Source organism: Paenibacillus sp. 203 (assembly GCF_037027525.1).
GTDB classification, from domain to species: Bacteria; Bacillota; Bacilli; order Paenibacillales; family Paenibacillaceae; genus Paenibacillus; species Paenibacillus polymyxa_B.
This window is the reverse complement of record NZ_JAXCHD010000005.1, coordinates 459,449-483,680: the sequence shown is the minus strand read 5'-3', so window position 1 is coordinate 483,680 and position 24,232 is coordinate 459,449. Positions and strand designations below refer to the sequence as shown.

The 24,232-nt window shown below is 46.3% G+C and carries 23 protein-coding genes; 3 read left to right on the top strand and 20 right to left on the bottom strand.

The features are described from left to right. Nucleotides 1-59: 59 nt before the first annotated feature. Nucleotides 60-1,082, top strand: coding sequence for a Na/Pi cotransporter family protein (locus WA407_RS14620; protein WP_336077664.1), 1,023 nt, complete (start codon nt 60-62; stop codon nt 1,080-1,082). Here WA407_RS14620 and WA407_RS14615 read toward each other — a convergent pair. The 5 genes from WA407_RS14615 to prmA all read right to left on the bottom strand — a co-directional run bounded on the left by WA407_RS14615 (nt 1,072) and on the right by prmA (nt 5,569). Continuing rightward, complete coding sequence (locus WA407_RS14615) at nt 1,072-1,506, bottom strand: NUDIX hydrolase (RefSeq protein ID WP_013311157.1); 435 nt, start codon at nt 1,504-1,506, stop codon at nt 1,072-1,074. The two genes, WA407_RS14620 and WA407_RS14615, sit on opposite strands and share 11 nt — an antisense overlap. Nucleotides 1,507-1,610: 104 nt before the next feature. Beyond that, nucleotides 1,611-2,954, bottom strand: coding sequence for a tRNA (N(6)-L-threonylcarbamoyladenosine(37)-C(2))-methylthiotransferase MtaB (mtaB, locus tag WA407_RS14610; protein WP_235309330.1), 1,344 nt, complete (start codon nt 2,952-2,954; stop codon nt 1,611-1,613). Nucleotide 2,955: 1 nt separating this feature from the next. Beyond that, on the bottom strand, nt 2,956-3,720 hold the full coding sequence (locus tag WA407_RS14605) for a 16S rRNA (uracil(1498)-N(3))-methyltransferase (protein WP_235309328.1): 765 nt from the start codon (nt 3,718-3,720) through the stop codon (nt 2,956-2,958). A gap of 188 nt (nt 3,721-3,908) precedes the next feature. Beyond that, on the bottom strand, nt 3,909-4,601 hold the full coding sequence (locus WA407_RS14600; protein WP_023989504.1) for a site-2 protease family protein: 693 nt from the start codon (nt 4,599-4,601) through the stop codon (nt 3,909-3,911). Between the two features lie 2 nt (nt 4,602-4,603). Continuing rightward, nucleotides 4,604-5,569, bottom strand: a complete 966-nt coding sequence (gene prmA, locus WA407_RS14595) for a 50S ribosomal protein L11 methyltransferase (protein WP_069290019.1) — start codon at nt 5,567-5,569, stop codon at nt 4,604-4,606. 195 nt (nt 5,570-5,764) lie between these two features. Between prmA and WA407_RS14590 the strand changes: the two genes are divergently transcribed. Beyond that, nucleotides 5,765-6,184 (top strand): hypothetical protein, encoded by a 420-nt coding sequence (locus tag WA407_RS14590; RefSeq protein WP_039272296.1) that lies wholly within the window; start codon nt 5,765-5,767, stop codon nt 6,182-6,184. An 84-nt stretch (nt 6,185-6,268) separates the two neighbouring features. Here WA407_RS14590 and WA407_RS14585 read toward each other — a convergent pair whose 3' ends face one another. The 10 genes from WA407_RS14585 to hrcA all read right to left on the bottom strand — a co-directional run bounded on the left by WA407_RS14585 (nt 6,269) and on the right by hrcA (nt 17,310). Continuing rightward, nucleotides 6,269-6,454: a YfhD family protein gene (locus WA407_RS14585; protein ID WP_235309326.1), complete on the bottom strand. Its 186-nt coding sequence runs from the start codon at nt 6,452-6,454 to the stop codon at nt 6,269-6,271. A gap of 24 nt (nt 6,455-6,478) precedes the next feature. Next, a complete protein-coding gene (locus tag WA407_RS14580) occupies nt 6,479-6,853 on the bottom strand; it encodes a hypothetical protein (RefSeq protein ID WP_013311164.1) in 375 nt (124 codons plus the stop codon). Between the two features lie 180 nt (nt 6,854-7,033). Beyond that, a complete protein-coding gene (locus WA407_RS14575) occupies nt 7,034-8,230 on the bottom strand; it encodes an NAD(P)-dependent malic enzyme (protein WP_235309324.1) in 1,197 nt (398 codons plus the stop codon). A gap of 64 nt (nt 8,231-8,294) precedes the next feature. Further along, on the bottom strand, nt 8,295-9,641 hold the full coding sequence (locus tag WA407_RS14570) for a 2-hydroxycarboxylate transporter family protein (RefSeq protein WP_336077643.1): 1,347 nt from the start codon (nt 9,639-9,641) through the stop codon (nt 8,295-8,297). Between the two features lie 121 nt (nt 9,642-9,762). Next, nucleotides 9,763-10,470 (bottom strand): two-component system response regulator DcuR, encoded by a 708-nt coding sequence (gene dcuR / locus WA407_RS14565; RefSeq protein ID WP_069290023.1) that lies wholly within the window; start codon nt 10,468-10,470, stop codon nt 9,763-9,765. After that, the gene (gene dcuS, locus WA407_RS14560) at nt 10,463-12,118 is read right to left on the bottom strand and encodes a DcuS/MalK family sensor histidine kinase (protein WP_336077640.1); all 1,656 of its coding nucleotides are present in this window, start codon (nt 12,116-12,118) and stop codon (nt 10,463-10,465) included. The genes dcuR and dcuS overlap by 8 nt, the downstream gene beginning before the upstream one ends. A gap of 156 nt (nt 12,119-12,274) precedes the next feature. Next, nucleotides 12,275-13,405, bottom strand: a complete 1,131-nt coding sequence (dnaJ, locus tag WA407_RS14555; protein WP_069290025.1) for a molecular chaperone DnaJ — start codon at nt 13,403-13,405, stop codon at nt 12,275-12,277. 247 nt (nt 13,406-13,652) lie between these two features. Continuing rightward, a complete protein-coding gene (gene dnaK / locus WA407_RS14550; RefSeq protein WP_013311171.1) occupies nt 13,653-15,497 on the bottom strand; it encodes a molecular chaperone DnaK in 1,845 nt (614 codons plus the stop codon). Nucleotides 15,498-15,584: 87 nt separating this feature from the next. Continuing rightward, nucleotides 15,585-16,157 (bottom strand): nucleotide exchange factor GrpE, encoded by a 573-nt coding sequence (gene grpE / locus WA407_RS14545; RefSeq protein ID WP_013311172.1) that lies wholly within the window; start codon nt 16,155-16,157, stop codon nt 15,585-15,587. Nucleotides 16,158-16,278: 121 nt separating this feature from the next. Then, nucleotides 16,279-17,310, bottom strand: coding sequence for a heat-inducible transcriptional repressor HrcA (hrcA, locus tag WA407_RS14540; protein ID WP_013372178.1), 1,032 nt, complete (start codon nt 17,308-17,310; stop codon nt 16,279-16,281). Between the two features lie 326 nt (nt 17,311-17,636). Between hrcA and WA407_RS14535 the strand changes: the two genes are divergently transcribed. After that, the gene (locus WA407_RS14535) at nt 17,637-18,203 is read left to right on the top strand and encodes a hypothetical protein (RefSeq protein ID WP_235309319.1); all 567 of its coding nucleotides are present in this window, start codon (nt 17,637-17,639) and stop codon (nt 18,201-18,203) included. Between the two features lie 82 nt (nt 18,204-18,285). Here WA407_RS14535 and WA407_RS14530 read toward each other — a convergent pair whose 3' ends face one another. The 5 genes from WA407_RS14530 to WA407_RS14510 all read right to left on the bottom strand — a co-directional run bounded on the left by WA407_RS14530 (nt 18,286) and on the right by WA407_RS14510 (nt 24,198). Then, complete coding sequence (locus WA407_RS14530; protein ID WP_013311174.1) at nt 18,286-18,762, bottom strand: N-acetyltransferase; 477 nt, start codon at nt 18,760-18,762, stop codon at nt 18,286-18,288. Between the two features lie 157 nt (nt 18,763-18,919). Then, nucleotides 18,920-20,107 (bottom strand): radical SAM family heme chaperone HemW, encoded by a 1,188-nt coding sequence (gene hemW, locus WA407_RS14525; RefSeq protein WP_039272303.1) that lies wholly within the window; start codon nt 20,105-20,107, stop codon nt 18,920-18,922. Between the two features lie 405 nt (nt 20,108-20,512). Continuing rightward, nucleotides 20,513-22,327, bottom strand: coding sequence for a translation elongation factor 4 (gene lepA, locus WA407_RS14520; protein ID WP_029515362.1), 1,815 nt, complete (start codon nt 22,325-22,327; stop codon nt 20,513-20,515). Between the two features lie 71 nt (nt 22,328-22,398). Then, nucleotides 22,399-22,911: a hypothetical protein gene (locus WA407_RS14515; protein WP_336077639.1), complete on the bottom strand. Its 513-nt coding sequence runs from the start codon at nt 22,909-22,911 to the stop codon at nt 22,399-22,401. A 27-nt stretch (nt 22,912-22,938) separates the two neighbouring features. Next, nucleotides 22,939-24,198 (bottom strand): stage II sporulation protein P, encoded by a 1,260-nt coding sequence (locus tag WA407_RS14510; protein ID WP_069290028.1) that lies wholly within the window; start codon nt 24,196-24,198, stop codon nt 22,939-22,941. Between the last annotated feature and the right edge of the window lie 34 nt (nt 24,199-24,232).

The following is a 24,232-nucleotide window of genomic DNA, read 5'->3' as shown; positions in this document are numbered from 1 at the left end:
CCTCGGTAGATCATAGGCTGTTACATAAGTATTTTCACCTAGAAAAGGGGGCTATGCTCGTGTTTATACACGTTATTTTGCCGCTGTGCGGCGGGCTGTTTATTTTTTTGGGCGGGATGAAGCTGATGGAAGCAGCCCTCCGGCATTTGGCCGGCCCCTTCCTCACCCGCTGGTTGAACCACGCCACAGTTTCCCCTTGGCGGGGCATGCTGTTCAGCTCAGGCATTACCGCCCTGCTGCAAAGCAGCACCGCCGTAACGGTGCTAACGATCGGACTGGTCAACGCCGGGCTGTTGACCTACGGCCGCACGCTCGGCATCATTCTCGGCACCAATATCGGCACCTGCCTGACCACCGAGCTGATGGGGCTCCAGCTCGGCAAGCTGGCTATTCCGCTGCTCTGCGGCTCACTGCTCTGCTGGAGCACTACCGTCCTGTGGAGTGAAGCTGTCCCCAGTCGCCAGTATGTGTCTGCCGGAGCTTCATCCGGCTCCAATGGGCTCAGCCGTCCGCAGGCTGTACAATATATCAGCCTCGTCTTTGCTGGATTTTCGCTGATTCTGGCGGGTATTCGCGTGATGCAGTCGGTCGGACCCTGGATTGAGCAGGCAGGACTATTCCGTTGGTTTCTTGATCACGCTGCAGCCAACATGTGGTGGGCGTTCGCTGCTGGAGCCTGCCTGACCGCGCTGGTTCACAGTAGCGCAGCCGTCATTGGCATGGCGATTAGCCTTGCCGCTGCTGGAGCCTTGCCAGCCGATGTGGGGATCGCCATCGTCATCGGCTCCAATGTAGGCACCTGCGTAACCGCCCTGATTGCCGCTGTTGGCGGCAGCGTATCCGGCAAATTTGTAGCCTGGTCCCACGTGCTGCTGAACGTCGGCGGAGCCTTGCTCTTTATGCCGTTGATCCCTGGCCTAGAGATGACCGCTGCCTGGATATCTACCGAGCCCGGAGCCAAGGTAGCCCATGCCCAAACTCTGTTTAACGTTATTAGCTCTCTGCTGGTCTTGCCTCTCTGCTATCTACCTGTGTGGACGCGTTTAGAGGATCGTATATCTCCCCACAGAATCAAACATTAATTCCTAGCATGGACAGCGCCTTGCTTAAAATGACATCATTATTGTCATATCCACCCTGGCGCTGGAGACGCCATGCTTCCTCAGGCGTATGCCACGCAACTCCTTTAATTTCTTCAATCTGTGCCTGTAAATCCCCATCCAGTGCCTCTACGAGATAATAATGTACTTCTTTATCTACTTCCCCAAATTCTGGATGCTGATACGTATAAGCAATCATATCTACATGCTGGATAATCCGCCCGTTCAACCCTGTTTCCTCGCGAATTTCACGTAAAGCCGTCTGTTCGATTGTTTCTCCCAACTCCATTTTCCCTTTAGCCAAGGATACCTTGCCATATCGGTCAGTAATGAGCTGAATTTCAAGCTGCTCCCCCTGTTTGCGAAACACAACGCCGCCTGCGGAAATTTCCTTTTTTGCTGCCATCCTGTAATCTCCCTTCCTTGCGCAACAAGGATTCCGTCCTCTCTGTAAGGAAAGGCGAAATCCTTGTCTGCCATCTCTATTGCCTGTTCAGGCTTTTTTTGTTCTTACAGAGCTGTTTGCAGCCCATTCTCTAGTACGCGGACCAATTGGCCTTCACTTTCATTAATGCCTGCCTTCGTCAGCTTCACGCGGCATACCTTGCCAACCAGATCCTCAGTACCTTCAAACGCCAGTTGAATATAATTGTCACTATATCCATGGAGTATGCCGCTATCTTCGGTCCCTTTCGGCGCAACTTCCGGAATGACCTCCAGCACCTGACCTACAAACTTCTCAGCATACGCCAGTTGCATTTGCTCTGACAGTTGTATCAGCTCATGCACTCGTGCATTTTTCACGTCTTCGTCCACCTGATCCTCCATACGCGCCGCAGGAGTTCCACTGCGCTTGGAGTACGGGAACACGTGCATTTCCGAAAAACTGATTTTTTTCATCAGCTCATAGCCATTGCGGAACATTTCATCCGTCTCCCCAGGGAAGCCGACAATCACGTCCGTTGTAATCGCTACATCTGGCATTGCTTTGCGAATCATAAGCATTTTGTTATAAAACTCTTCTGTCGTGTACTTGCGACGCATCCGTTTCAATACAGTGTCATCCCCCGCCTGAAGCGGTATGTGAAAATGACGAACCAGCTTAGTGGAACGGTTCAGCACATCAAGCATTTTTTCATCAATCTGGCTGGCTTCAATCGAACTGATACGGATACGCTCCAGCCCTTCCACCTTCTCCAGATCCCACAGCAGATCAGATAGGTCATAATTATCCATGTCGTCACCATAACCGCCTGTATGGATACCAGTGAGTACTATTTCCTTGTAGCCTGCGTGTACCAGTTGACGCGCCTGTGCAATAATACTCGCAGCGTCACGACTGCGGGATAGACCCCGCGACCACGGAATGATGCAGAAGGTACAGAAGTTATTGCAACCATCCTGAATTTTCAAAAATGCCCGAGTATGATTAGCAAAATCAGGCACATCCATTTCCTCAAATACACGCGTTTTCATAATATTGCGCACGGCGTTCACCGGTTGACGCGTCCCTTGAATTTCCTGCACGAACGGAATGATTTTGTCCCGATCCTGAGTCCCGATAACGAGATCAACGCCAGGAATATCCATAATTTCGGCAGGAGAAGTCTGGGCGTAACAGCCCGTCACTGCCACAATGGCATCTGGATTCCGGCGAATCGCACGGCGAATAATCTGACGACTCTTTTTATCACCGGTATTCGTAACGGTACATGTATTAATAAGATAGACATCAGCAGTCTGCTCATCAAAGTCCACCTGTTCATAACCTTCATTTTTAAACAGCTGCCAGATCGCTTCTGTATCATAAAAGTTTACCTTACAGCCCAATGTGTAAAATGCCACTGACGGCATATTAAACCCCTCCCATTTCTCCTGTCTCATATAAAATGCATGCCAATGCAGCCATTCCTGCGGTCTCAGCACGTAAAATACGTCTTCCCAGTCCTGTAGACTGGGCTCCAGCCTGCTCGGCCTCCAGACTTTCCGCTTCAGTAAAGCCGCCTTCCGGGCCTACCACCAGCAGAACACGCGGCATGTCCGTCGACGCCCATTGTCCTGCCAAAGGCTGGATTACATCCCGTAGCTGTTTACCCTTCTCTTTTTCATAACAATAACATATCAAATCATACCCAGCAAAAGAAGCCAGAAGTTCTTTCCACGTCATGGGCGCGCTAATTTCTGGAATCCGATTACGGTGGCTTTGTTCAGCCGCTTCCTTCACAATCTTGCGCCAACGCTCCAGTCGCTTGCCTTCTTTTTTGGCATCATACTGCACGACCGTACGCTCGGACAAAAACGGTACAAACCCGGTTGCTCCGATTTCTGTACATTTTTGCATCACCGTCTCCATCTTGTCTCCTTTAGGAAGACTCTGAGCGATGGTGACCTGCACATGTGGTTCAGAGGTCATCTTCAGCGGCTCAATAATCGTCGCCGTAATATGATCCTGCTCAATCGTATCCAAAGCAACCAGCGCTTCTTTAGACACCCCGTCACTAACTATAATTTTGTCACCACTACGGCCCCGCATGACTTTAGCGATATGCCGCGCGTCCTCACCCGCGACAATCACGTGATCTTCTAGAAATTGCTCTGCCGGAATAAAATAACGCTGCATTCTCTCTCACACCTATTCCTGGATTTTGCAAAATCCTCATTCTAAAAATAACTGTTATCCACTAACGTTCCGTACAAAATCCGAATAAATCACCAAGCAACATCATATCATCTTTTGCGCCTGTATGACCAGTCTGTTCCCTCTTCTATTCAGTTTATACCTACCTATTCTCGTAAAAAAAGGAGCCCTTAGGCTCCAAACAATCCAGTGATATAAAAAGAGAACTGCAAAAACTGTATATAAATCATCTGGGCCAGCGTGTAAAGAGGTTCAATCGTTACAGCTCGAACCTGCGGAATGACCAGTATAAGCAGAAAAATAAAGATCGACCACTGTTCAAATTGCTGAAGTTTGCGGCGTACAGGAGTGGGGGCCACATCTTCCACAATCCGGTATCCATCCAGTGGAGGCAGTGGGATCAAATTAAAGATAAACAAAAATAGATTTAAATTGATCAGAGCATTGATAAACAAATAGATTGCTTGAGCTACCCGTTGGTTCTCCATCCCCGGCAATACTTGAAAATGAAGGAGCACGGCATAGATCAAAGTAGTAACAAATGCAAGCAGCAGATTGCTCAGCGGACCCGCAGCCGATACGATAATGCCCATGAGGCGCGGACGGCTAAAATTGTCACGATTAACCGGAACTGGCTTGGCCCAGCCAAAGCCTCCGATCAACAGCAGCAGCGTACCCAGCAGATCAATATGCACTGCCGGATTTAAAGTCACGCGCCCAAGTAGCTTGGCTGTAGGGTCACCAAATTTATTGGCATAATACGCATGTGCAAACTCATGAACCGTGAACGATATGATCACAGCCAGTAAATAAAAGGGAAGAACATTTAAATTTACACGAAAAATATTTTGTAGAAAATCCATACTTACCTCTTTCTCGCCACAAACGCCAGCCAATCTTCATCCCGGCTTATTTCGGCAATCTCAAAGCCAGCTGCTTTCAAAGCAGTTTCGACAACCTCTTCTTTGTTCTTCCAAATCCCTGAAGCAATATAAATACCACCTGGTTCCAGGGCTTTATATACATCATCAATGAACAGCAGAATAATCTCTGCCAATATATTAGCTACCACCAGCTTGACCGGTAACTGGATACCCAGCGTTGGATCGCTTGCATTAAGCACAGATAGCAAATCACTTTCTTTAATGGTGATGCGTTCCTCCAGTCCGTTCAAACGCGTATTTTCCCGCGCACTGGATACTGCCACCGGGTCCAAATCCAAGGCAAGTACATGCTTCGCTCCCAGCTTTACAGCTCCAATGGCCAAAATACCGGAACCCGTGCCGACATCAATAACTTCTTCTCCACCCTTAATCACAGACTCCAGCGTTCTCAGACAAAGGGATGTCGTAGGATGCGTTCCGGTCCCAAAGGCCATACCAGGGTCCAGCTCAATGATTTTTTCCTCTTCACTCGCAGGCTCATATTCCTCCCAAGTGGGTTTAATCGTCAGACGGTCCGATACACGCAAAGGCTTGAAATATTGCTTCCAAGCATTTGCCCAGTCATCCTCATCAACTGTTTTCAGCTCATACTGAACCTCGCCAGGATCAATATCGAAAGTTCTCAATTCTTCGACGCGCGGCTCAATCTGCGAACGAATACTATCCATGTCCACTTCTTCGGCAAAATAGCCTTTGATGATCGCTTGTCCTTCAGGGATGTCGTTCAAAGGCCGATCATACCACTGTCCATAGGACGTATCCCGTGGCTTGTTGAGCGAACCAGATTCTTCAATGGAAACCCCTCCTGCACCTGCTTCGTGCAGAAAATTCGAAATCATTTCGATGGCTTCTTCGGTTGTATGTATTGTAATTTCATTCCACAACATGGTTTTCATTTCCTCCTCATTTCACATGCATACATTACATTGTACTATATACATGCACAGGAGTTCAAAAAAGCTGATATTATCCGTGTACAAAATATTTTTTGTAGAGCTTGTATTTGTTGTTCTCTCTTTTAGTCCAAGCACCTTTAACTCTAGTACATACAATACAATATACTAGAAAAGGAGTGATTTAGTATGGCAAAGACGGTGTTAGATTATAATGCCAGTGTTATTACACCTATCACGAATGGTATAAATCTTCCTGTTCCGATTTCTCCAGCCGGACTTGGAATTGCTACGACGTCTGTATTTATTGATCCTGCTATTCCTGGAGCTGTCAACAACCGAGTAGAGTTAAAAGCCTCGATTGGACTACGTTTTGTCGGTGCTGGCAACATTAGAGTGCTTGTACGGATTTGGAGAGCTGGCAAAGAAATTTATTACGGACTGGAATCGAATGTCTTCGATAACAATATTATTCTTAATGTCGAAACGGTAGACGTTGCACCTTTGGGCGTGCAAAACTACCAACTGATTATTGAAAATCAGACGCCTGCGACGACTGCATTTGTCTCCGGTCCTCTTGTTTTTAGTGCAACAGCATATAGCGGATAATGAATAGGAAGAGGAAAGAACACAAATAAGACGGGTTATCCCAAAATCATCATTGTTGATGGGGATAACCCGTTTTATTAAATTCTACTCATTGTCGTTTATGATACGCTGCTGACGACGGTCAGCTACTTCGCTACGCCGGATCGCTTCTAGATCCTCAGCATCTGCCTGATCTGCCGAGAACTCAACATCTTCATTTTTAGCAGATTGTATGCGTTTGATTTTTTCGGTTTTGGTCAGCACTTTATCAAACCGTTTGTTTTTGGACATCGGTCACTGCTCCCTCCAAACTTTTCACAGCATTCCACCCGCCTGTTCCACGATGGACATCGCCTGATGATGTATGGATTCATCCACCACAGCGGTCAACAAAATATCGCGGCCTGTCGGTCCGCCTTGTCCTCCATCACTCATGCCACTGGCGGACGGATCAGCCGCAGCCAGTATTGCTGGAGTTGCATCTGTAAAGTCCACGCCCTGTGTCAGTGAGGACAAGCTGCTAATCTGTCCTGAAAATACAGGCAATCCGGCGTTGCCCGTAGACTGCCGCGGATACCGGCTAAATCGGTCTATCGACACATCGGCTACCCGGAGTGCTTCCAGTTTTCTAGCGGCTCCCTGTGCTTCCTCAGGACTTTTGAAATACGCCAAAATATTTTTTTCGCCCATCTCAAAATCTCCCTGTGTAGTATTGAGCGTAACTGCTCTTCAAAAGCATAGAGCGTTACGCTTTGTTATATCCTGCTCATTGGCACGATTTTATATTCCCTACGAAGACTAGACGGATGCAGACGATAATGGAAACAGTGGGCCTAGACAGTGAACTATAGTTTGTGAAGACTATAACTTTTACGGGTGTAAAGTAGCTGCCGGAGCTTCACCTGACTTGGCTACTCCTGTCTCCCATGCAGCACGAATAACAGCATCCCGTACCTTTTGAACCACCTTCGGATTAAAAACATTCGGTATGATATAAGTTTCACTTAGCTCTTCAGGACAGATCGCATCAGCGATGGCAAGTCCGGCAGCTAGTTTCATTTCCTCATTAATCGTCGTAGCATGGCAATCTAGAGCACCCCGAAAAATTCCCGGGAAGCACAGCACATTGTTAATCTGATTTGGAAAATCGGAGCGACCGGTAGCAAGTACACGTACATGAGGTGCGGCTACAGCTGGATCAATTTCCGGCTTCGGATTCGCCATGGCGAACACAATAGGATCAGTTGCCATGCTCTGTATATCCTCTACAGTCAGTATATTCGGGCCTGACACACCAATGAATACATCAGCTCCCACAATCACATCGGATAAACTTCCACTTAAATTGTGCGGATTAGTCATGTTCGCATACTCTGTCCAATGCGGGTTACTGTACTCCACGTCACGATGAATAGCTCCCTGTCGATCAACGCCAATCAGATTGCGCACACCTGCCTTAAGCAGCATACGGGAGCAGGCCATACCCGCCGCACCAATCCCTGCAAATACAACTTTAACATCCTCCATTTTTTTGCCACATACCTTTAATGCATTGACCAGACCCGCTAATACAACAACTGCCGTACCATGCTGATCATCATGAAAAACTGGAATGTCTAGTTCCTGCTTCAACCGTCTCTCGATTTCAAAACAGCGTGGCGAAGATATATCTTCCAAATTAATGCCGCCAAAGGCAGGAGCAATCATTTTGACAATTTGAACAATTTCATCAGCGTCCTTCGTGTTGAGACAGATTGGGAAGGCGTCGACACCTGCAAATTGTTTGAACAACACTGCTTTACCCTCCATTACAGGCATAGCGGCCTCCGGTCCGATATCTCCTAATCCAAGTACTGCTGTTCCGTCTGAAACGACTGCTACTGTATTCTTTTTGATCGTTAATTGATACGCTTTGGCTGGGTCATTGGCGATTTCCATACAAATTTCAGCTACACCCGGCGTATACACTTTGGACAACCCCTCCATCGTTTCAATTCGCTTCTTTGGTAAGGTCTCCATTTTGCCACCTGCATGTAATTCTCTAATTTCGTCTATTAAACTGCTCATATTTTTCTCCGTCCTTTCATGTCTCTATTTGGATATGAAAACTCAGTCCTGTGTATAAAACTCATCAGCTCCAAAATTGGAGTAACAAAGTGGCTAAAATGACCGTGCCTGCCCCGCCAATACGTGTTGCAATTTGTGCAAAAGGCATTAGTTCCATCCGATTGGATGCAGACAGAATGGCTACATCTCCCGTGCCCCCTAATCCACCGCGACAGCTAGTCACCAAAGCAGCTTCTACGGGATACATATGAATCCATTTTCCTGTGAAGTATCCGGTAACAATCAATGCAACTACAACAGATGCGCAGGTAATGGCATAAGGAACCGTTAAAATCCCAACTACACTATCCAAAGGTACATACAAAATACCCAATCCCACCATCAAGGGCCACGTCAGACTTGCCGTTATACATTTGTACAAGTGAAAAGCTCCCTGCTCCAATGTGTTCGGCATGATCTGAATACACTTAATTAATGCCGCCGCTAGAATCATGAGGATCGGACCTGGAATATGGAGATACGGCTCCAGCAGCTTACCCACAATGAAGAAAGTACAGGCCAACAGCAGACCTCCTCCCATCAATGGAAAAGAAATCGATTGTTCCAGACTTGCCGGGGCTAACTTGTCTGCATCTTTATCTAGTTTTAGTAACCTTCCGTTACCTGAAGTTTTTGGATTCTTCTCTGCTAATCTCTTCAGAACACCCGCACCTATGATTGCAACAATGTTCCCGATAATTGCAGCCGGGATAAACTGGGATACGAATATTGCCGAATCCTTGCCCAGCACTAATCCATACGAAATGGACAACGGTAAAATGCCTTCCCCAATCCCACCGGAGATAATCGGAATGATGATGAAAAAAAATGTATGATAGGCGCTATAGCCAAAAGCCATACCCACCACCATCCCCACGCCAACAGCTGCAATAGATCCTATAATAATGGGGGCAAAAATTTTAACAATTCCGTTCATCAGCATTTTGCGATCCATGCCAAGAATACTTCCCGTTACTAGACATGCGATGTAGAAGTAAAGAAAATTCGAGGTTTTCATAAGCGTGTGTACCGCACCCATCGCAGATGGACTGAACATATTCCAAAATACCATTAACGATGGAACCATAAGTGATAAAATGGCCGGCCCGCCAATATGCTTAAGCAACGGAAGTTTGGCCCCTAGATCACTGAGCAGTATACCTAAAATCATGATGACGGCAAACCCGCCCAACAGATCGTTTGGAAGTCTTTCAGTAACTGCAGCTGCATAAACAATCAGCGCGATCACGGCATAGAGTGGAAGAGGAATAACCCCCAACTTTATCCTACCCAGCATTCTGATGCCATCTACAAAATTTTTACTCCATCTTTGCCCCTTTTGAATGACAGGCTGATTCGTAGCATTTTCCATAAATCTCCCTCCATAAAGTGAAGAATGATGATCATGTTTCCATTCTACACCTTGGAAAACGCTTTATTTGGTTTTATAACTAATCATTCACTTTTGTAATTAAAGTAATCAGAAAGAAGATTTAAATAAAACTATTCATGATGCCTTCTGCCTGTGGCAATATTCGGTATTGGTAAACAGGGCGTCCTATGGTACCGTATATGGTTTCCATGGAAAGAGCCTCAATCTCTGTCATAAAAGCCAGGTACTTGCGCATAGACACCCTGGATATCCCTGCGCTCTCCGCAATATCCTCGGTGGAAAATAGCACCTTATTATGCCGCTGGATACAATTCCATATCATAGCGAGCGTGGATTTAGTTATGCCTTTGGGCAACCGTGCCAAGTCTTTAGTCAAGCTTTTATGATAAATCAGTCGGTCCAGTTCCTCCTGAGAAAGTAGACTGTGCTCACGCACGATGCTAATGTGCTCTCGGTACCCCGTGAGGGCCTCCAAAAAACGGTTAAAGTGAAACGGCTTAATCAAGTAATCCACCGCGCCGAAGTTCATCGCTTTTTTGACACTGTTCATGTCACTTGCAGCCGAGATGACAATGACATCTATATTTACACCTGTCTCCCGTATGAATGACAGTAAATCGAGGCCATTGCTTTCCTGCATATACACATCTAGCAGTATCAGATCAATGGCCTGTTCAGCTATATATTTCTTCGCCTCTTCTACAGAAGAAGCCCAGCCCCCACATCGAAAACCTTCCACCTGCTCCATATATTTGCGGTTAAATTCCGCAACCATCGGATCATCTTCTACAATCAGGACATTAATCATGTTCATCATTCCCCGCTATAATGTATGGAATCGTAATCTGAAAACAGCACCCTTGCTCGGCTGGGATCAACTTTATACTTCCCTGTAATCTTTTCACGCTTTGCGTCACCAGATAAAGGCCCATTCCTCGTGACTCTCCCTTGGTCGAAAAACCTTTTTCAAATATAGCCTTTACAAGCCCTTCCGGTATACCCGGACCATTATCGCACATGATACAGGTCAGATAACCGTTCTTCTGACTTTCCTCATAATAAAGTGAAAGGGTAATCCGCTTGTGCTCCAAAGATTCCATCGCCTCCACCGCATTATCAAACAGATTGCCAAGAATAGTAATCAGTTCATGCGTCGTTTGAGTTTGACTGGATTCGGGCAAGTAACTACCTGGAGTCAGTTCAAAATTCGCCCCTACTTCTCTGGCCCGGCTTAATTTCCCCAACACAAACCCTGCCATAACTGGGTCCCTGATCTGCCGGGTGATGGAGCCAATCTCCACTTGATGATGCTCGACGGCATCCATAATGTAATGCTCCAGTTTATCATACATTCGTAAGTGTACCATCCCCATAATGACATGCAGCTTGTTCATAAATTCATGAGCCTGCGCACGTAGTGCTTCTGTGTACAAGGACACTCCTGTCAAACGTTCCGCAAGCTGGTTCATCTCCGTTTTATCCCGAAAGGTTACAATTGCCCCCACAATTTCCCCCTTGACCCGTATCGGAACACTGGTGGTCAGCAAAGTTATTCCACCCAGCTCCATTTCCTCATCCATTTGTGGAGTACTCGCTTCCAAGACCTCTTGCAATCGAAAAGCGGATAGATAAACGGTAATCTCCTGTCCGGAGAATGAGAAATCTTCAATCCCCGCTTGTCTAAGCAGACGTATCGCTTCTGCATTCATCAGCATGACGCAACCGAATTCATCTACCGCAATAACTCCTTCCTTGATGGATTGCAACATAGCGCTGCGTTCCTCCAGCAAGCGTGCGATTTCCGGCGGCTCGAGACCGACTAGCATATTTTTGATTTTACGAGCCAGCACAACCGCACCTCCAGTGCCAATCAACATTCCAGTGCCAATGGCTATTGCAATAAGACGGTTGTTGCCTTCCTGAGCCATCTGTACATCTTGCATGGATATACCAACAACAATCGCCCCTACCTGCTTCCCCGTTAAACTGAACACGGGGGAAAAGGCTCGCATGGACAAGCCCAATGTTCCCTTCGCAACGGACACGCTCTCATGGCCATGAAGTGCGGTATATTCGTCTCCGCCGACAAAGGCTTTGCCGATCATCCTAGCATCCGGGTGCGTTTTACGAATTCCCTTCATATCCATAGCCACGATAAACTGGATGTGATTTGCTGCTAAAACCCTCTTCACATACTCCTGCATGGAAGGAGACGAACCCGTCCCTTGCAATTGCTCGACAATAAGCGGCGTATGGGCGAGTGTACGCGCGATGGACATTGCCTTTTCTTCTAGTCCCTTCTCAGTTTCATGCTCCACTCTCTCAGCAAATAACAGGGTTACAGGCAGAAGCACAAGTGCCATAACTAGACATACTAGCAGTGTAATTAGGCCTCTGAGCTTTAATAGCGGTTTACCCCGACGCAGCTTGAGCTGTACATTTCCGATGGGACTCACCCCTTTCTACTTGATATTAAGTCTTCAACAGTTCAACATTCCTATACAAAAATGGTTATGTATGTGTTTACGTGAATATAAAAAAAGGAACTATCCCGCAATTGCGGAATAGTTTCCTTTGATTCATGGTTGAAGCTCCGCGATTCCTAATTGGGCTTAGTCGCCTCGGAAGGCGCGCTTCACACGGTCAAAAAAAGACTGCTCATTCTCATGTGTCTGCTCTCCGCTAAGCGAAGAGAACTGACGCAGCAAATCCTTTTGTTCCTCACTCAGTTTACTAGGCGTTACCACAACGACCTTAATATGCTGGTCACCCTGACCTACGCCGCGCAGTTTTGGCACACCTTTTCCTTTAAGACGGAAGTAAGTACCTGTTTGTGTACCGGCTGGAACTTTCAGCTTCACTTTCTCGGTCAACGTTGGGATCTCGACTTCATCTCCCAATGCTGCCTGTGAGAACGTCAGCGGAATTTCACAGTAGATATCGTCTCCCTCACGCTCAAAGAAGTCGTGCGATTTCACGCGGAACACGACGTACAAGTCACCTGCCGGTCCTCCGTTGACACCGCCTTCGCCTTCACCGTTAATACGCATTTGTGCGCCGTCATCCACACCCGCTGGAATACGGATATGAATTTTACGTTGCTTGCGTACCCGACCCGAACCGCTACAAGTCGTACATTTTTCTTTAATGATTTTACCGGAACCGCTGCAATTGGAGCAGGCGCGTCGATTAACCATACGACCAAACGGTGTATTCTGCACCACTTCTTCCTGTCCGCTACCGTGACAGACGGAGCAGGTTTGTGGTTGAGTACCCGCTTTAGCTCCCGTACCGTGACACGTATCACATGTTTCCGTACGTTCAATATGAATATCGGTTTCTTTACCGAACACCGCTTCCTTGAACTCAATTGTCATCGTATATTGAAGATCGTTCCCACGCTGCGGTGCATTCGGATCGCGTCGACCGTTGCCGCCGCCACCAAAGAACATATCAAAAATATCGCCAAACCCGCCACCGAAGTCGGCACCACCACCAAAGCCGCCTCCCATGCCCTGGTTCGGGTCTACATGACCATACTGGTCGTATCTTGCCCGCTTCTGACCATCGCTGAGAACATCGTAAGCTTCTTTCACTTCTTTAAATTTAGTTTCCGCGTCCGCAGCCTTGTTCACGTCCGGATGATACTGACGCGCAAGCTTACGGTAAGCCTTTTTGACTTCTTCATCCGAAGCGCCCTTCGCGACGCCCAGCACCTCATAATAATCACGCTTATCAGCCAATGTTCCACCCCCATGCCTACAACGTGTCTGCACTACATATAAAAGGAAAGCCAAAGGCACGGGATGACCCGGCTTTGACCTTCCCATCATTTCAAGGCAGTACAACCCGTAATATGCTTATTTATCTTGGAAATAACTGTTACCCTTCGGCTAATTGTTATTTATCAAGGCAGCTACGCTGCAATTACTATTCAGTATATCATAACGCATCGGTGTACCGTAAAGCTACCACTACCCGATCCGTAACTTAGTCTTTCTTCTGGTCTTCGTCAACAACTTCATAGTCCGCGTCAACCACATTGTCGCGGCCTTTGCTGTCTGCTGCACCATCTTGAGCTTGTTGAGCCTGTGCTTCTTGAGCAGCTTGCTCATACAGCTTCACAGACAATTGCTGAACGATTTCAGTCAGTTCTTCAGTAGCTTTTTTGATGTCTTCCAGGTTGTCGGTTTCCAGCGTTTTTTGCAGATTTTCTTTAGCTGCATTTGCTTTTTCGACTTCGCCTGCATCCGCTTTTTCGCCCAGATCTTTAATCGTTTTGTCTACAGAGTAGATCAGTTGATCCGCAGCGTTTTTCGCTTCTACCAAATCTTTGCGTTTTTTATCTTCTTCCGCATGCAACTCGGCATCCTTCATCATACGTTCTACTTCCTCATCGCTCAAGCCGCTCGAAGATGTGATCGTAATTTTTTGGCTTTTACCTGTGCCTTTATCTGTAGCGGATACGTTCACGATACCGTTCGCATCCAGATCAAAGGTAACTTCGATTTGTGGTACACCACGTGGTGCTGGAGGGATATCTCCCAATTGGAAACGACCCAACGTTTTGTTGCCTGCTGCCATTTCACGTTCACCTTGCAACACGTGAATTTCTACGCTAGGCTGATTGTCGGCATACGTCGAGAACACCTGCGATTTGCTCGTAGGGATCGTCGTGTTACGATCAATCATTTTAGTAAATACGCCACCTGCGGTTTCAATACCGAGGGACAGTGGAGTTACGTCAAGGAGAACGACGTCTTTCACATCACCAGTCAGTACGCCCGCTTGAACTGCCGCGCCCAAAGCTACCACTTCATCAGGGTTTACGCCTTTGTGAGGCTCTTTACCTGTCAGCTTTTTGATTGCTTCTTGTACAGCCGGAATACGTGTGGAACCACCGACCAGAACGATTTTGTCGATGTCGCTGGCACTCATGCCTGCATCTTTCATCGCTTGACGAGTAGGTCCCAAAGTACGTTCTACCAGACCTTCAGACAATTCTTCAAATTTCGCACGAGTCAGGTTCAACTCCAAATGCTGTGGAACGCCATCAGCTACTGTGATAAACGGCAAAGAAATCGTCGTTGTCAGTACGCCAGACAGTTCTTTTTTCGCTTTTTCCGCTGCATCTTTCAGACGTTGTACAGCAGCTTTATCTTTGCTCAGGTCAATGCCTTGATCTTTTTTGAACTCATTTACGAGGTAATCAATAATCACTTGGTCAAAGTCATCGCCACCCAGCTTGTTATCGCCGCTTGTTGCTTTAACTTCGAAGAAACCGTCGCCCAGTTCCAGAATGGATACGTCGAATGTACCACCACCCAGGTCATACACGAGGATCGTTTGGTCTTCGGATTTTTCCATACCGTATGCCAATGCAGCTGCTGTTGGCTCATTGACAATCCGCAGAACTTCCAGACCGGCAATTTTACCTGCATCCTTGGTTGCTTGACGTTGACCGTCATTGAAGTAAGCTGGAACAGTGATAACAGCTTGAGAAACCGTTTGTCCCAGGTAAGCTTCAGCATCGGATTTCAGCTTTTGCAAAATCATAGCGGAAATTTCCTGTGCGGAATATTCCTTGCCGTCAATGCTTTCTTTATGATTTGTACCCATGTGACGCTTGATGGACATGATTGTACGATCTGGGTTCGTAATTGCTTGGCGTTTTGCCGTCTCCCCTACAGTACGTTCTCCATCTTTTTTGAAACCAACAACGGAAGGGGTTGTGCGTGCGCCTTCCGGATTTGGAATAACGACCGCTTCGCCGCCCTCCATAACAGCCACACAAGAGTTGGTTGTACCTAAGTCAATACCGATTACTTTGCTCATCGGACAATTCCTCCTTCTGTATATACGAGGCCCGCAGGCCAGAATGGTTGAATCAAATTGATGTATTTCTAATGTATATTGAAAAAGCTACATGCTCACTTTTACCATCGCTGGACGAAGCACCTTGTCCTTCAGCATGTATCCTTTTTGTACCTCTTCAACGACGATGCCTTCCTCATGCTCTTCGCTCTCTACCTGCATAATAGCCTGATGGAAATCAGGATTAAACGGTTGTCCCACTGAATTCATGGCCGTTACTCCCTCTGCCTGAAGCACACTCTCAAACTGGCGGAAAATCATTTCCACGCCTTTGCTGAATGACTCAGACTCCGCTCCTTGCGGTGCTGTTGCCAGCGCACGCTCGAAGTTATCCAAAACAGGCACCAACTCGGTAACCAGCTTCATAGATGCATATTTGGCAAGGTCTTCTTTTTCTTTCAGCGTACGACGGCGAAAATTATCAAAATCCGCCTGAGCGCGTAAAAACCGTTGCTGATGCTCTTCCGCCTGAGCGCGAAGCTTAGTCAGCTCTGTTTCGCTTTCTTGGTCTTCCAGTGCCGCCGCTTCATTAACCGGCTCTTCCTGCTGGCTCGTTTCGGCGGCTTCCTCTGTGCTTACATTTTGTTGTTTTTCTTCTTGGAACGCTTGTTCTTCCTTCAAAATGTTTCACCTCCTTCAAGTCATAACTACCTTTACAAAAACACGCAACAATGCACCCGCGCAGGATACAAACCGTATCCCGGCGCGGAACATGTAGTACCGCAACCTATGCGGTCTTGTTCTATTTAAACCGCTGCGTTAGCATTGCGGTCAAATCCTTAGACAGGATACCCAAAATATTAATAACTCTCGCATATTCCATCCGTGTCGGACCCAGTATGCCTATAGTGCCCAACGCTTCTCCGTCTACTGCATACGTGGCAGTAATTAGGCTACAATTAGCAAACGCTTCATGATCATTTTCAGTGCCGATGCGGACTTGAATTTCAGGTGCTCCGGCAACAGGTGTCATTAGTTTAAGTAGCGTTGGTGTTTCCTCCAGCAGATCGAGAATATGTTTAACCTTTTCTACATCTTTAAATTCAGGTTGATTGAGCATGTTCGTCGCACCGCTCAAATACAAGCGCTGATCCGATTCATTATCCAGTGCTTTATCCAGCACCTTCATAGCGTCCTCAAAATGAGACACATGCTTCTCCATCTCCTGACCAAGTGCGGTGTAAAGGCGTGATTTAAGCTGATAAATCGGCACACCGACCAGCTTGCTGTTCAGTAAATTCACAACCTTCTCCATCTCGGAAATTGAAATTCCCGGTGGAATATCTACCGTTTTATTCTCCACCTGACCGGTATTGGTCACGATTATCGCCACAGCCGTCGTTTCGTTGAGCGGCAGCAGCTGAAAATGACGCAATGAAGTATGAAAAACCTCCGGCCCAAGCAGGATGGAAGTATAATTGGTCATATGGGACAAAATGCCTGACGCATGCTGGATCACTTGCTCCATTACATTCAGCTTTTCGGCGTAAAAGGCTTTCAGTTCCCGCATTTCCATAGGCTTCAGTGTATTCAGTGGCACCAGATGGTCCACATAATAACGGTAGCCTTTATGAGACGGGATGCGTCCCGCAGAAGTATGGGGTTGCTCCAGATAGCCCTGTTCCTCCAAATCCGACATTTCATTACGGATTGTGGCCGGGCTGAATCCGACATCCTGCCTTTTGGATATGCTGCGGGAACCCACTGGCTCAGCCGAACGAATGTAGTCATCAATAATCGCATTCAGAATGAGTCTCTGACGTTCGGTTAACAAGCGAATCCCCCCTTGTTGTTTATCCATAATAGCATGATTGTTAATGGAATCATTAGCACTCGTTCGCGATGAGTGCTAACCGTTAATACAAAAATACCAAACCGACCTGATCATTGTCAAGTCAGTTCAGTATTTTCAATAAACAAGATTTATCACAACAGTTTAGTTTACTGGAATGAATCCACAACGTTTACACTTTTTCACGAAAAATCTCAATATACAGCGCATAAAAACCGTATTTATGTATAGTGACACAGAAAATAGAAAAATTCGAGACTATGTCTCCATACCATTATAGCTTCTTTGTCCTTGAGGAGGAATTAAATTTGAGAACTAATCGCCGCAATCTTTTATACGCATCGATCGCACTTTTACCTACAATTTGTATGTTTCAAATTTTAATCGAGTTGTTTCCGTATACAAGACTAGGAAGAATAGTTGCTTTGCCATTGGTATTCATCCTGAATGCAGCCCTTATTATTTCAGTCATCCATTTAATTCGTAAATTAAGCCCCCTGTGTTGTGCCTTAATCTTGGTTCCTACAATACTTTTAAGCATATGGAATACCATTTTGTTTTACCCTCAAGAATCCAGTCCAAGTATTCCCAAGCAAATAAAATACAGTATATCGGCAATACAACATTACGATGATTTAACACTAGCCGATTGGGAAGGATATACATATAGTCCAAGCAGAAGCGGAGCGTCTGAAAGATATGTTGTCGCCTTGTATAAATATAAACACCGAGTTCCATTAGCCGGCACTGCATACTTTTATAATGATACTGATTATCATAAGGACCATCCGATAAGAAGCCTGAATGGAATACCTTCCGAACTGGAGCCTCATCATCAATTCATTTGGTGGTTGCTCAAAACATATGAGAAATGAATCAGGATTAAACAATGTAGCCTGTATAATATACGCATGATTAGGTCCTGATGAAAAAAGAACTGACCTCATTATTGACAGGTCAGTTCAGTACTTTCAACACTGCGATTTCATCACAATTGTTTTGTTTACTACAGTGAATGCAGTCGGTCCATACCTTTTCAGGGAAAATCTCTTTGCTTACTACATCAAAACCGTTTTTTATAAAAAAGGAGACCTCGTAGGTCAATGCCATAATTTTAGGAATACGTTGCCGCCGTGCTTCTATAATAAGGCCCTCCACGAGCTTAGAGCCAATACCCATACCTTTGTGTCCCTCAGAGATGCCAAGGGAGCGAATCTCTACCAGATCAGCGCCCAATTTGCATAAAGAACCACAACCAACAACTTCGCCGTCCACCTCTGCAACAATAAACAGCTCCAGTTGGCGCGTAAGCACTTCCCTCGAACGTGGCAGCATAATCCCCCGCTCTGCATAGCCGCTAATCATTTGATATAAAGGCTCCACATCCTCAGGAACCGCACTTCTGCACAATACATCTTTACACACTGAAGCCATCTTGCTCTCCTCCTGCCGCTTGCCGCATATAATGAATAAATATACAACATAACGCATAGAATCGCAATACTCCATTTACCCTGCTGTGACAGAATGGTGTTATAAAATGGTCGTCCCAGCTTATAAAGTTGAAACGTACTGTACTGAAGCCTACGACTTATGAATTTACCGTGATAGAACCGATGAACTCTGCAAATACATCATTTCCGAATAAAATGCCGCGTTCACTCAAACGATAACCGTCCTCAATGGATTCGATTAACCCGGCATTGAGCATTTTTCCGAGAGGAGCAGTAAATGTATCCTCCAACGCCTGACCGAATTGAGCTTCAAAGCGGGACTTAGAAACGCCCTCTAGCATTCTCAAACCGACCATAAGAAAATCCTCCATAGCTTCCGCCGCTGGCACCTCAAAGCTATCCAGACGTGGCAAACCATTACGACTAGCCTCCACATAAGGGTTAATACCCTTAATGTTCATATGACGCTCTCTGCCAACATATCCATGTGCCCCTGCGCCGAGACCGTAATAGTCTTCATTTCGCCAATAGGTCATGTTGTGCTTGCTCCCCAAACCTGGTTTTGCGAAATTGCTAATCTCATACTGCTCATAACCGGCTTCTTTCATGCGACGCATGAGGAGTAAATACATTTCCAGTTCATCATCCTCGTGTGGAAGCGGTAGCTGATTTTTCTGATACAGCGTGTGGAAGAGCGTGTTTTCTTCAACCTTCAAGCTGTAGATAGAGTAATGAGGAAGCTCCAGCTCTAGTGCTCTACTCACGCTTTCATGCAGCATGTCCACCGTTTGATTCGGCAAACCAAACATCAGGTCAATCGACAGGTTGTCCAAGCCGACCTTACGGGCGTTTTCCAAACTACGATATACGTCATCTGTACTGTGAATACGACCTATGCCTGTGAGTAGCTCATTCTGAAAAGCCTGTACACCAAAGCTCAGTCGATTGACGCCGCCTTCTTTCATCACAGAGAGTTTTTCAAAATCAGTGGTGCCTGGATTGGCTTCCATGGAAAACTCAATATCTTCCGCCCAATGTGGGAAATAGGTTCGGACACTCTTCAGAAAATATTCCATTTCCTTCGGGTTTAGGGTTGTTGGTGTTCCACCCCCGACAAAAATGGTTTTAATCTCTCCTGGCGGGTGAAGCTTGACTGTATGTTCCATTTCTCGTTCCAGTGCATATAGATATTCCATAACAGGTTGATCCTTGAGCACATAAGAGTTGAAATCACAGTAAAAGCATTTATTCGTGCAAAAAGGTATATGCAGGTAAACCGCTTGAGGGGCGGATGAATGTTCATGTTTTTGTATGGATGCGGTCATACCGATCCTCCTTGTCAATTCAGGGAATAGTGAAAAAATGCGCCGAGGTCGAGATCAACCGCTTCGTGTTCCATTTGTTCTTCTGATCGCTGTTACTCCCCAATTTTCTATTATATAAGCACACTTACAGTTAAAATTGGGAAGTAAAGGCGAGCGATACGCTTCTCCAGATTCAAATGGACCACTCCGCTGCTGCCTACCACCATCGGTTATTTTTTTGTGGTGTAGGTGTTGCAGTAAGAGTAAAGCATCTTTAGAAATACGCTAAAGATGCTGTTGTTATACTATTTTTGCAACTGAGATAACAAACACTCCATCTCTGGATAGCTTGCTCAAATAAATAACGTCCATTCTCCATGCACGGCAAATGCCCCATGAAAGAATGGACGAATACTTCAAGCAGCTTTACTCATCTATTTTCAGTACCGCCATAAATGCTTCCTGTGGTACTTCTACGTTACCGACCTGCTTCATACGCTTCTTGCCCTCTTTTTGCTTTTCGAGCAACTTCCGTTTACGAGAAATATCGCCGCCGTAGCATTTGGCCAAGACGTTTTTACGCATCGCCTTAACGGTTTCACGCGCCACAACCTTTGTTCCCACAGATGCCTGGATCGGCACCTCGAACATTTGACGCGGGATGAGCTCGCGCAGCTTCTCACAGATAATACGTCCGCGATGATAAGCCCGATCTCTATGCACGATGAATGACAGCGCATCGACCTGCTCGCCATTCAACAAAATATCCATTTTCACCAGGTTGGACTGGCGATAGCCTGAAATCTCATAATCAAAGGAAGCATAGCCTTTGGTACTTGATTTAAGCTGATCGAAGAAATCATATACGATTTCAGACAGCGGAATTTGATACGTAATGGTTACCCGTGTCGTATCCAGGTATTCCATATTTACGTATTCCCCACGCTTGGTTTGACAAAGCTCCATCACCGTACCAACGTAATCATTAGGGACGATAATACCTGCTTTTACATAGGGCTCTTCCACATGTTCAATCCGTCCGATTTCCGGATAATTCGATGGGTTGTCGATCTGGATCGTTTCCCCATTCGTCAACTTAATACGGTAAATAACGCTTGGTGCCGTTGTAATCAGTGGAATGTTAAATTCACGTTCAATCCGCTCCTGGATGACGTCCATATGAAGCAGACCAAGGAATCCGCAACGGAAGCCAAAGCCCAACGCGCTTGATGTTTCCGGCTCAAAACTGAGCGAAGCATCGTTCAACTGTAGCTTTTCAAGCGCCTCACGCAGATCGTTATACTCCGATGTTTCGATTGGATACAGACCGCAATAAACCATCGGATTTATTTTGCGATAACCTGGCATCGGTTCTAATGTTGGATTTTTTGCATCTGTCACGGTATCCCCGACACGCGTATCGCCTACATGCTTAATTCCGGCAACGATAAAGCCAACATCACCGATATTCAGCTCGTCCACGATGTTCATACGCGGCATAAAAGCACCAACTTCAATAACCTCAAACGTTTTGTCAGTCGCCATCATTTTAATTTTCGAACCGGCTCGGATACTACCATCCACGACGCGAACATATACGATAACGCCTTTATAAGGATCATAGTGCGAATCGAAAATGAGTGCCTTGAGCGGATTATCCGGATTACCTTGCGGAGCAGGTACACTTCTGACTACCTGCTCCAAAATTTCCTTGATACCGATTCCAGCCTTGGCTGAAGCATGTACGGTCTCGCTTGTATCCAAGCCGATAACATCCTCGATTTCCTGTTTTACCCGCTCAGGATCAGCACTTGGCAAATCAATCTTGTTAAGCACCGGCAAAATCTCCAGATTGTTATCCAACGCCAAATATACGTTAGCCAACGTCTGTGCCTCGATTCCCTGCGCTGCGTCTACTACCAGCAAAGCACCTTCACAGGCTGCCAAACTACGGGATACCTCATACGTAAAATCGACGTGTCCCGGTGTATCAATCAAATTCAAAATGTACTCTTCGCCGTCATCGGCCTTATAAGTGAGTCGCACTGCCTGGAGCTTGATCGTAATTCCGCGCTCCCGTTCCAACTCCATCTGGTCAAGCACTTGTTCCTGCATTTCACGAGAAGTGAGTGCACCGGTATATTCTAAAATCCGGTCAGCCAGCGTGGATTTACCATGGTCTATATGTGCAATGATACTAAAGTTCCGAATTTTACGTTGTCTTGCCAAAATGTCAGTCATGCCTTACCCCCACACAATGCCTAGTGTCAATCAGCTTATTATAGCAGTTGTAAGGGGGGTCAGCAATATTTCTATTCTGTTACTCCATCAAATACAGATACGACCCATCGAATGCCCTGTCTCGACAGGTTTTGAAGCAACCCAGCTGTTTTGTCCGCCATGGTATCCACCGAGGCTTGCTGTTCCTTGACGGCCAGCAGTTCACGCGGTGTCTCCAGGCCCTGAGTATTGACATGCTGCGCAGTCGTCGAATACCACCTGGATGCCCCGCGCTCCGTCTGTTCCTCATTTTCTTCCCTTCCACTAGCTTCGTTTATACCCGCTCCCGTTGTCGGCTCAACCTTAACATTTCCACTTGTGCTATACGTACCGCTATATGCACGAGTGTTAACTGCGGGTGTATCCTCAATAACCGTCTGTTCATATCCGACTTTCTGTTGATTTACCGATTGAAACGTATCCCCGTTCCATTCCGGTCCATACACTGAACGCAGGCCAGATCCTGCCAGTTGCATACCGAGTAGAATACCTGCCCCCATGAGCAGTACAAATCCAAGTGCTTTCTTACGAAAATGTCCAGACATTCCCCTTCCCCCTTACCGCTACCTCATTTAATTGCCGCTGTTGCTCTTTTTTGTATCCGATACGTTAGTGCCCGCTTTCTGAGCTTTCTGATCTTCCCAGTACACTTCACCGATCATGTCCGCCAAAACGTCCGAGGTACGTTTTAACTCCTCCTCGGTGTTGTCAATACCCCCGATTTCGATCAAAATACTGTGGGAAGACAAGCTTTGATTGTACTCACCGTTATTGCCTTTGCCACCATCTTTCCCCCATACACCACGTGATACGCCGTGATACGATTTTTCCAACTTTTCATGAATACGAGCAGCAAAAGCTTCATTCTCGCGCCAATTTTTGTTATCATGCCCGATAATAAAATATACCTTGGCATATGAAAGCCCATTAATGGTTGCTGTTGTTTTTCCGTGACGTTGTGAATCTCGATGGATATCAAGCAGATAAGTTAAACCTTTATTTCCAGCTAAAGCTTCCTTGACTGTTTCGCGTGAATATTTATAGGAGTAGTTCCAATTGTAATTTTGAACTGTAGTGGCATAATCCTTGTTTACATGCAATGTGGATATCCCTTGCTTTTCCAGCCTCTTCTTTACAAAGTCCCCTACCCTTGACACATTAGCTGATTTAGAACCTGAATTAGGATTGGAACTGGTTTTGCTGAGTAGTGGGTTATATGCTTCTCTGGGATGAGAATGGTAGATTAATATACGCTTGTCCCCTTTGGCTGTATCACCTGGATGATCCTCACGTACCGGGTCTGTTTCCGGTGTTGTCGGAATATCCGGCGTAGTAGTCGGTGGATTCTCAGATGTATCTGAGCCACCAGGGGCATCCGTCGTCCCCTGATCGGGCTGATAATCCGTAGGGCCCTCTACCTTGGTGTTCCCCGAACCCTTGCGCAGCAAGACAGGTGCTCCTGCAGACATGCCAGGAATCTCACGAGAAATGAGACTTTTGGGATCCTGCGGATTAATACCTGTAAGCATCTGAAAAACAAAAGGCGACCATTGTTCACCCGACAACGAAGATTGCTGCTTCTTTTGTGCCAAATGAGGTACTTCCATACCTAGCATATCCGCGAAAAAACCGCTGGACACCGAACCTGCCAATCCTTTCATGGAAGAAACAGGAGAGGTTTGTAGACGATTTTCTGCCAATCCCCCTAGCCCCAAAACGACAAATAAAAGCGCCGAGCCCATGATCAGCAGCACAAGCGTATGTCCCATCGCCAAAATTTCGATACCTTTTCTTCTCCATCTTCCGACGTTCCAGGTCTGAATTTTTTTCATGTGAGCCTTGTCCTCCTTCGTCCCGTCGAAACCC

Coding starts and splice junctions, on each gene's coding strand:
- WA407_RS14615 (WP_013311157.1), bottom strand. CDS start 1,506: ATGGCAGCAAAAAAGGAAATTTCCGCAGGCGGCGTTGTGTTTCGCAAA.
- mtaB (WP_235309330.1), bottom strand. CDS start 2,954: ATGCCGTCAGTGGCATTTTACACATTGGGCTGTAAGGTAAACTTTTAT.
- WA407_RS14605 (WP_235309328.1), bottom strand. CDS start 3,720: ATGCAGCGTTATTTTATTCCGGCAGAGCAATTTCTAGAAGATCACGTG.
- WA407_RS14600 (WP_023989504.1), bottom strand. CDS start 4,601: ATGGATTTTCTACAAAATATTTTTCGTGTAAATTTAAATGTTCTTCCC.
- prmA (WP_069290019.1), bottom strand. CDS start 5,569: ATGTTGTGGAATGAAATTACAATACATACAACCGAAGAAGCCATCGAA.
- WA407_RS14590 (WP_039272296.1), top strand. CDS start 5,765: ATGGCAAAGACGGTGTTAGATTATAATGCCAGTGTTATTACACCTATC.
- WA407_RS14585 (WP_235309326.1), bottom strand. CDS start 6,454: ATGTCCAAAAACAAACGGTTTGATAAAGTGCTGACCAAAACCGAAAAA.
- WA407_RS14580 (WP_013311164.1), bottom strand. CDS start 6,853: ATGGGCGAAAAAAATATTTTGGCGTATTTCAAAAGTCCTGAGGAAGCA.
- WA407_RS14575 (WP_235309324.1), bottom strand. CDS start 8,230: ATGAGCAGTTTAATAGACGAAATTAGAGAATTACATGCAGGTGGCAAA.
- WA407_RS14570 (WP_336077643.1), bottom strand. CDS start 9,641: ATGGAAAATGCTACGAATCAGCCTGTCATTCAAAAGGGGCAAAGATGG.
- dcuR (WP_069290023.1), bottom strand. CDS start 10,470: ATGATTAATGTCCTGATTGTAGAAGATGATCCGATGGTTGCGGAATTT.
- dnaK (WP_013311171.1), bottom strand. CDS start 15,497: ATGAGCAAAGTAATCGGTATTGACTTAGGTACAACCAACTCTTGTGTG.
- WA407_RS14530 (WP_013311174.1), bottom strand. CDS start 18,762: ATGGCTTCAGTGTGTAAAGATGTATTGTGCAGAAGTGCGGTTCCTGAG.
- hemW (WP_039272303.1), bottom strand. CDS start 20,107: ATGACCGCATCCATACAAAAACATGAACATTCATCCGCCCCTCAAGCG.
- lepA (WP_029515362.1), bottom strand. CDS start 22,327: ATGACTGACATTTTGGCAAGACAACGTAAAATTCGGAACTTTAGTATC.
- WA407_RS14515 (WP_336077639.1), bottom strand. CDS start 22,911: ATGTCTGGACATTTTCGTAAGAAAGCACTTGGATTTGTACTGCTCATG.
- WA407_RS14510 (WP_069290028.1), bottom strand. CDS start 24,198: ATGAAAAAAATTCAGACCTGGAACGTCGGAAGATGGAGAAGAAAAGGT.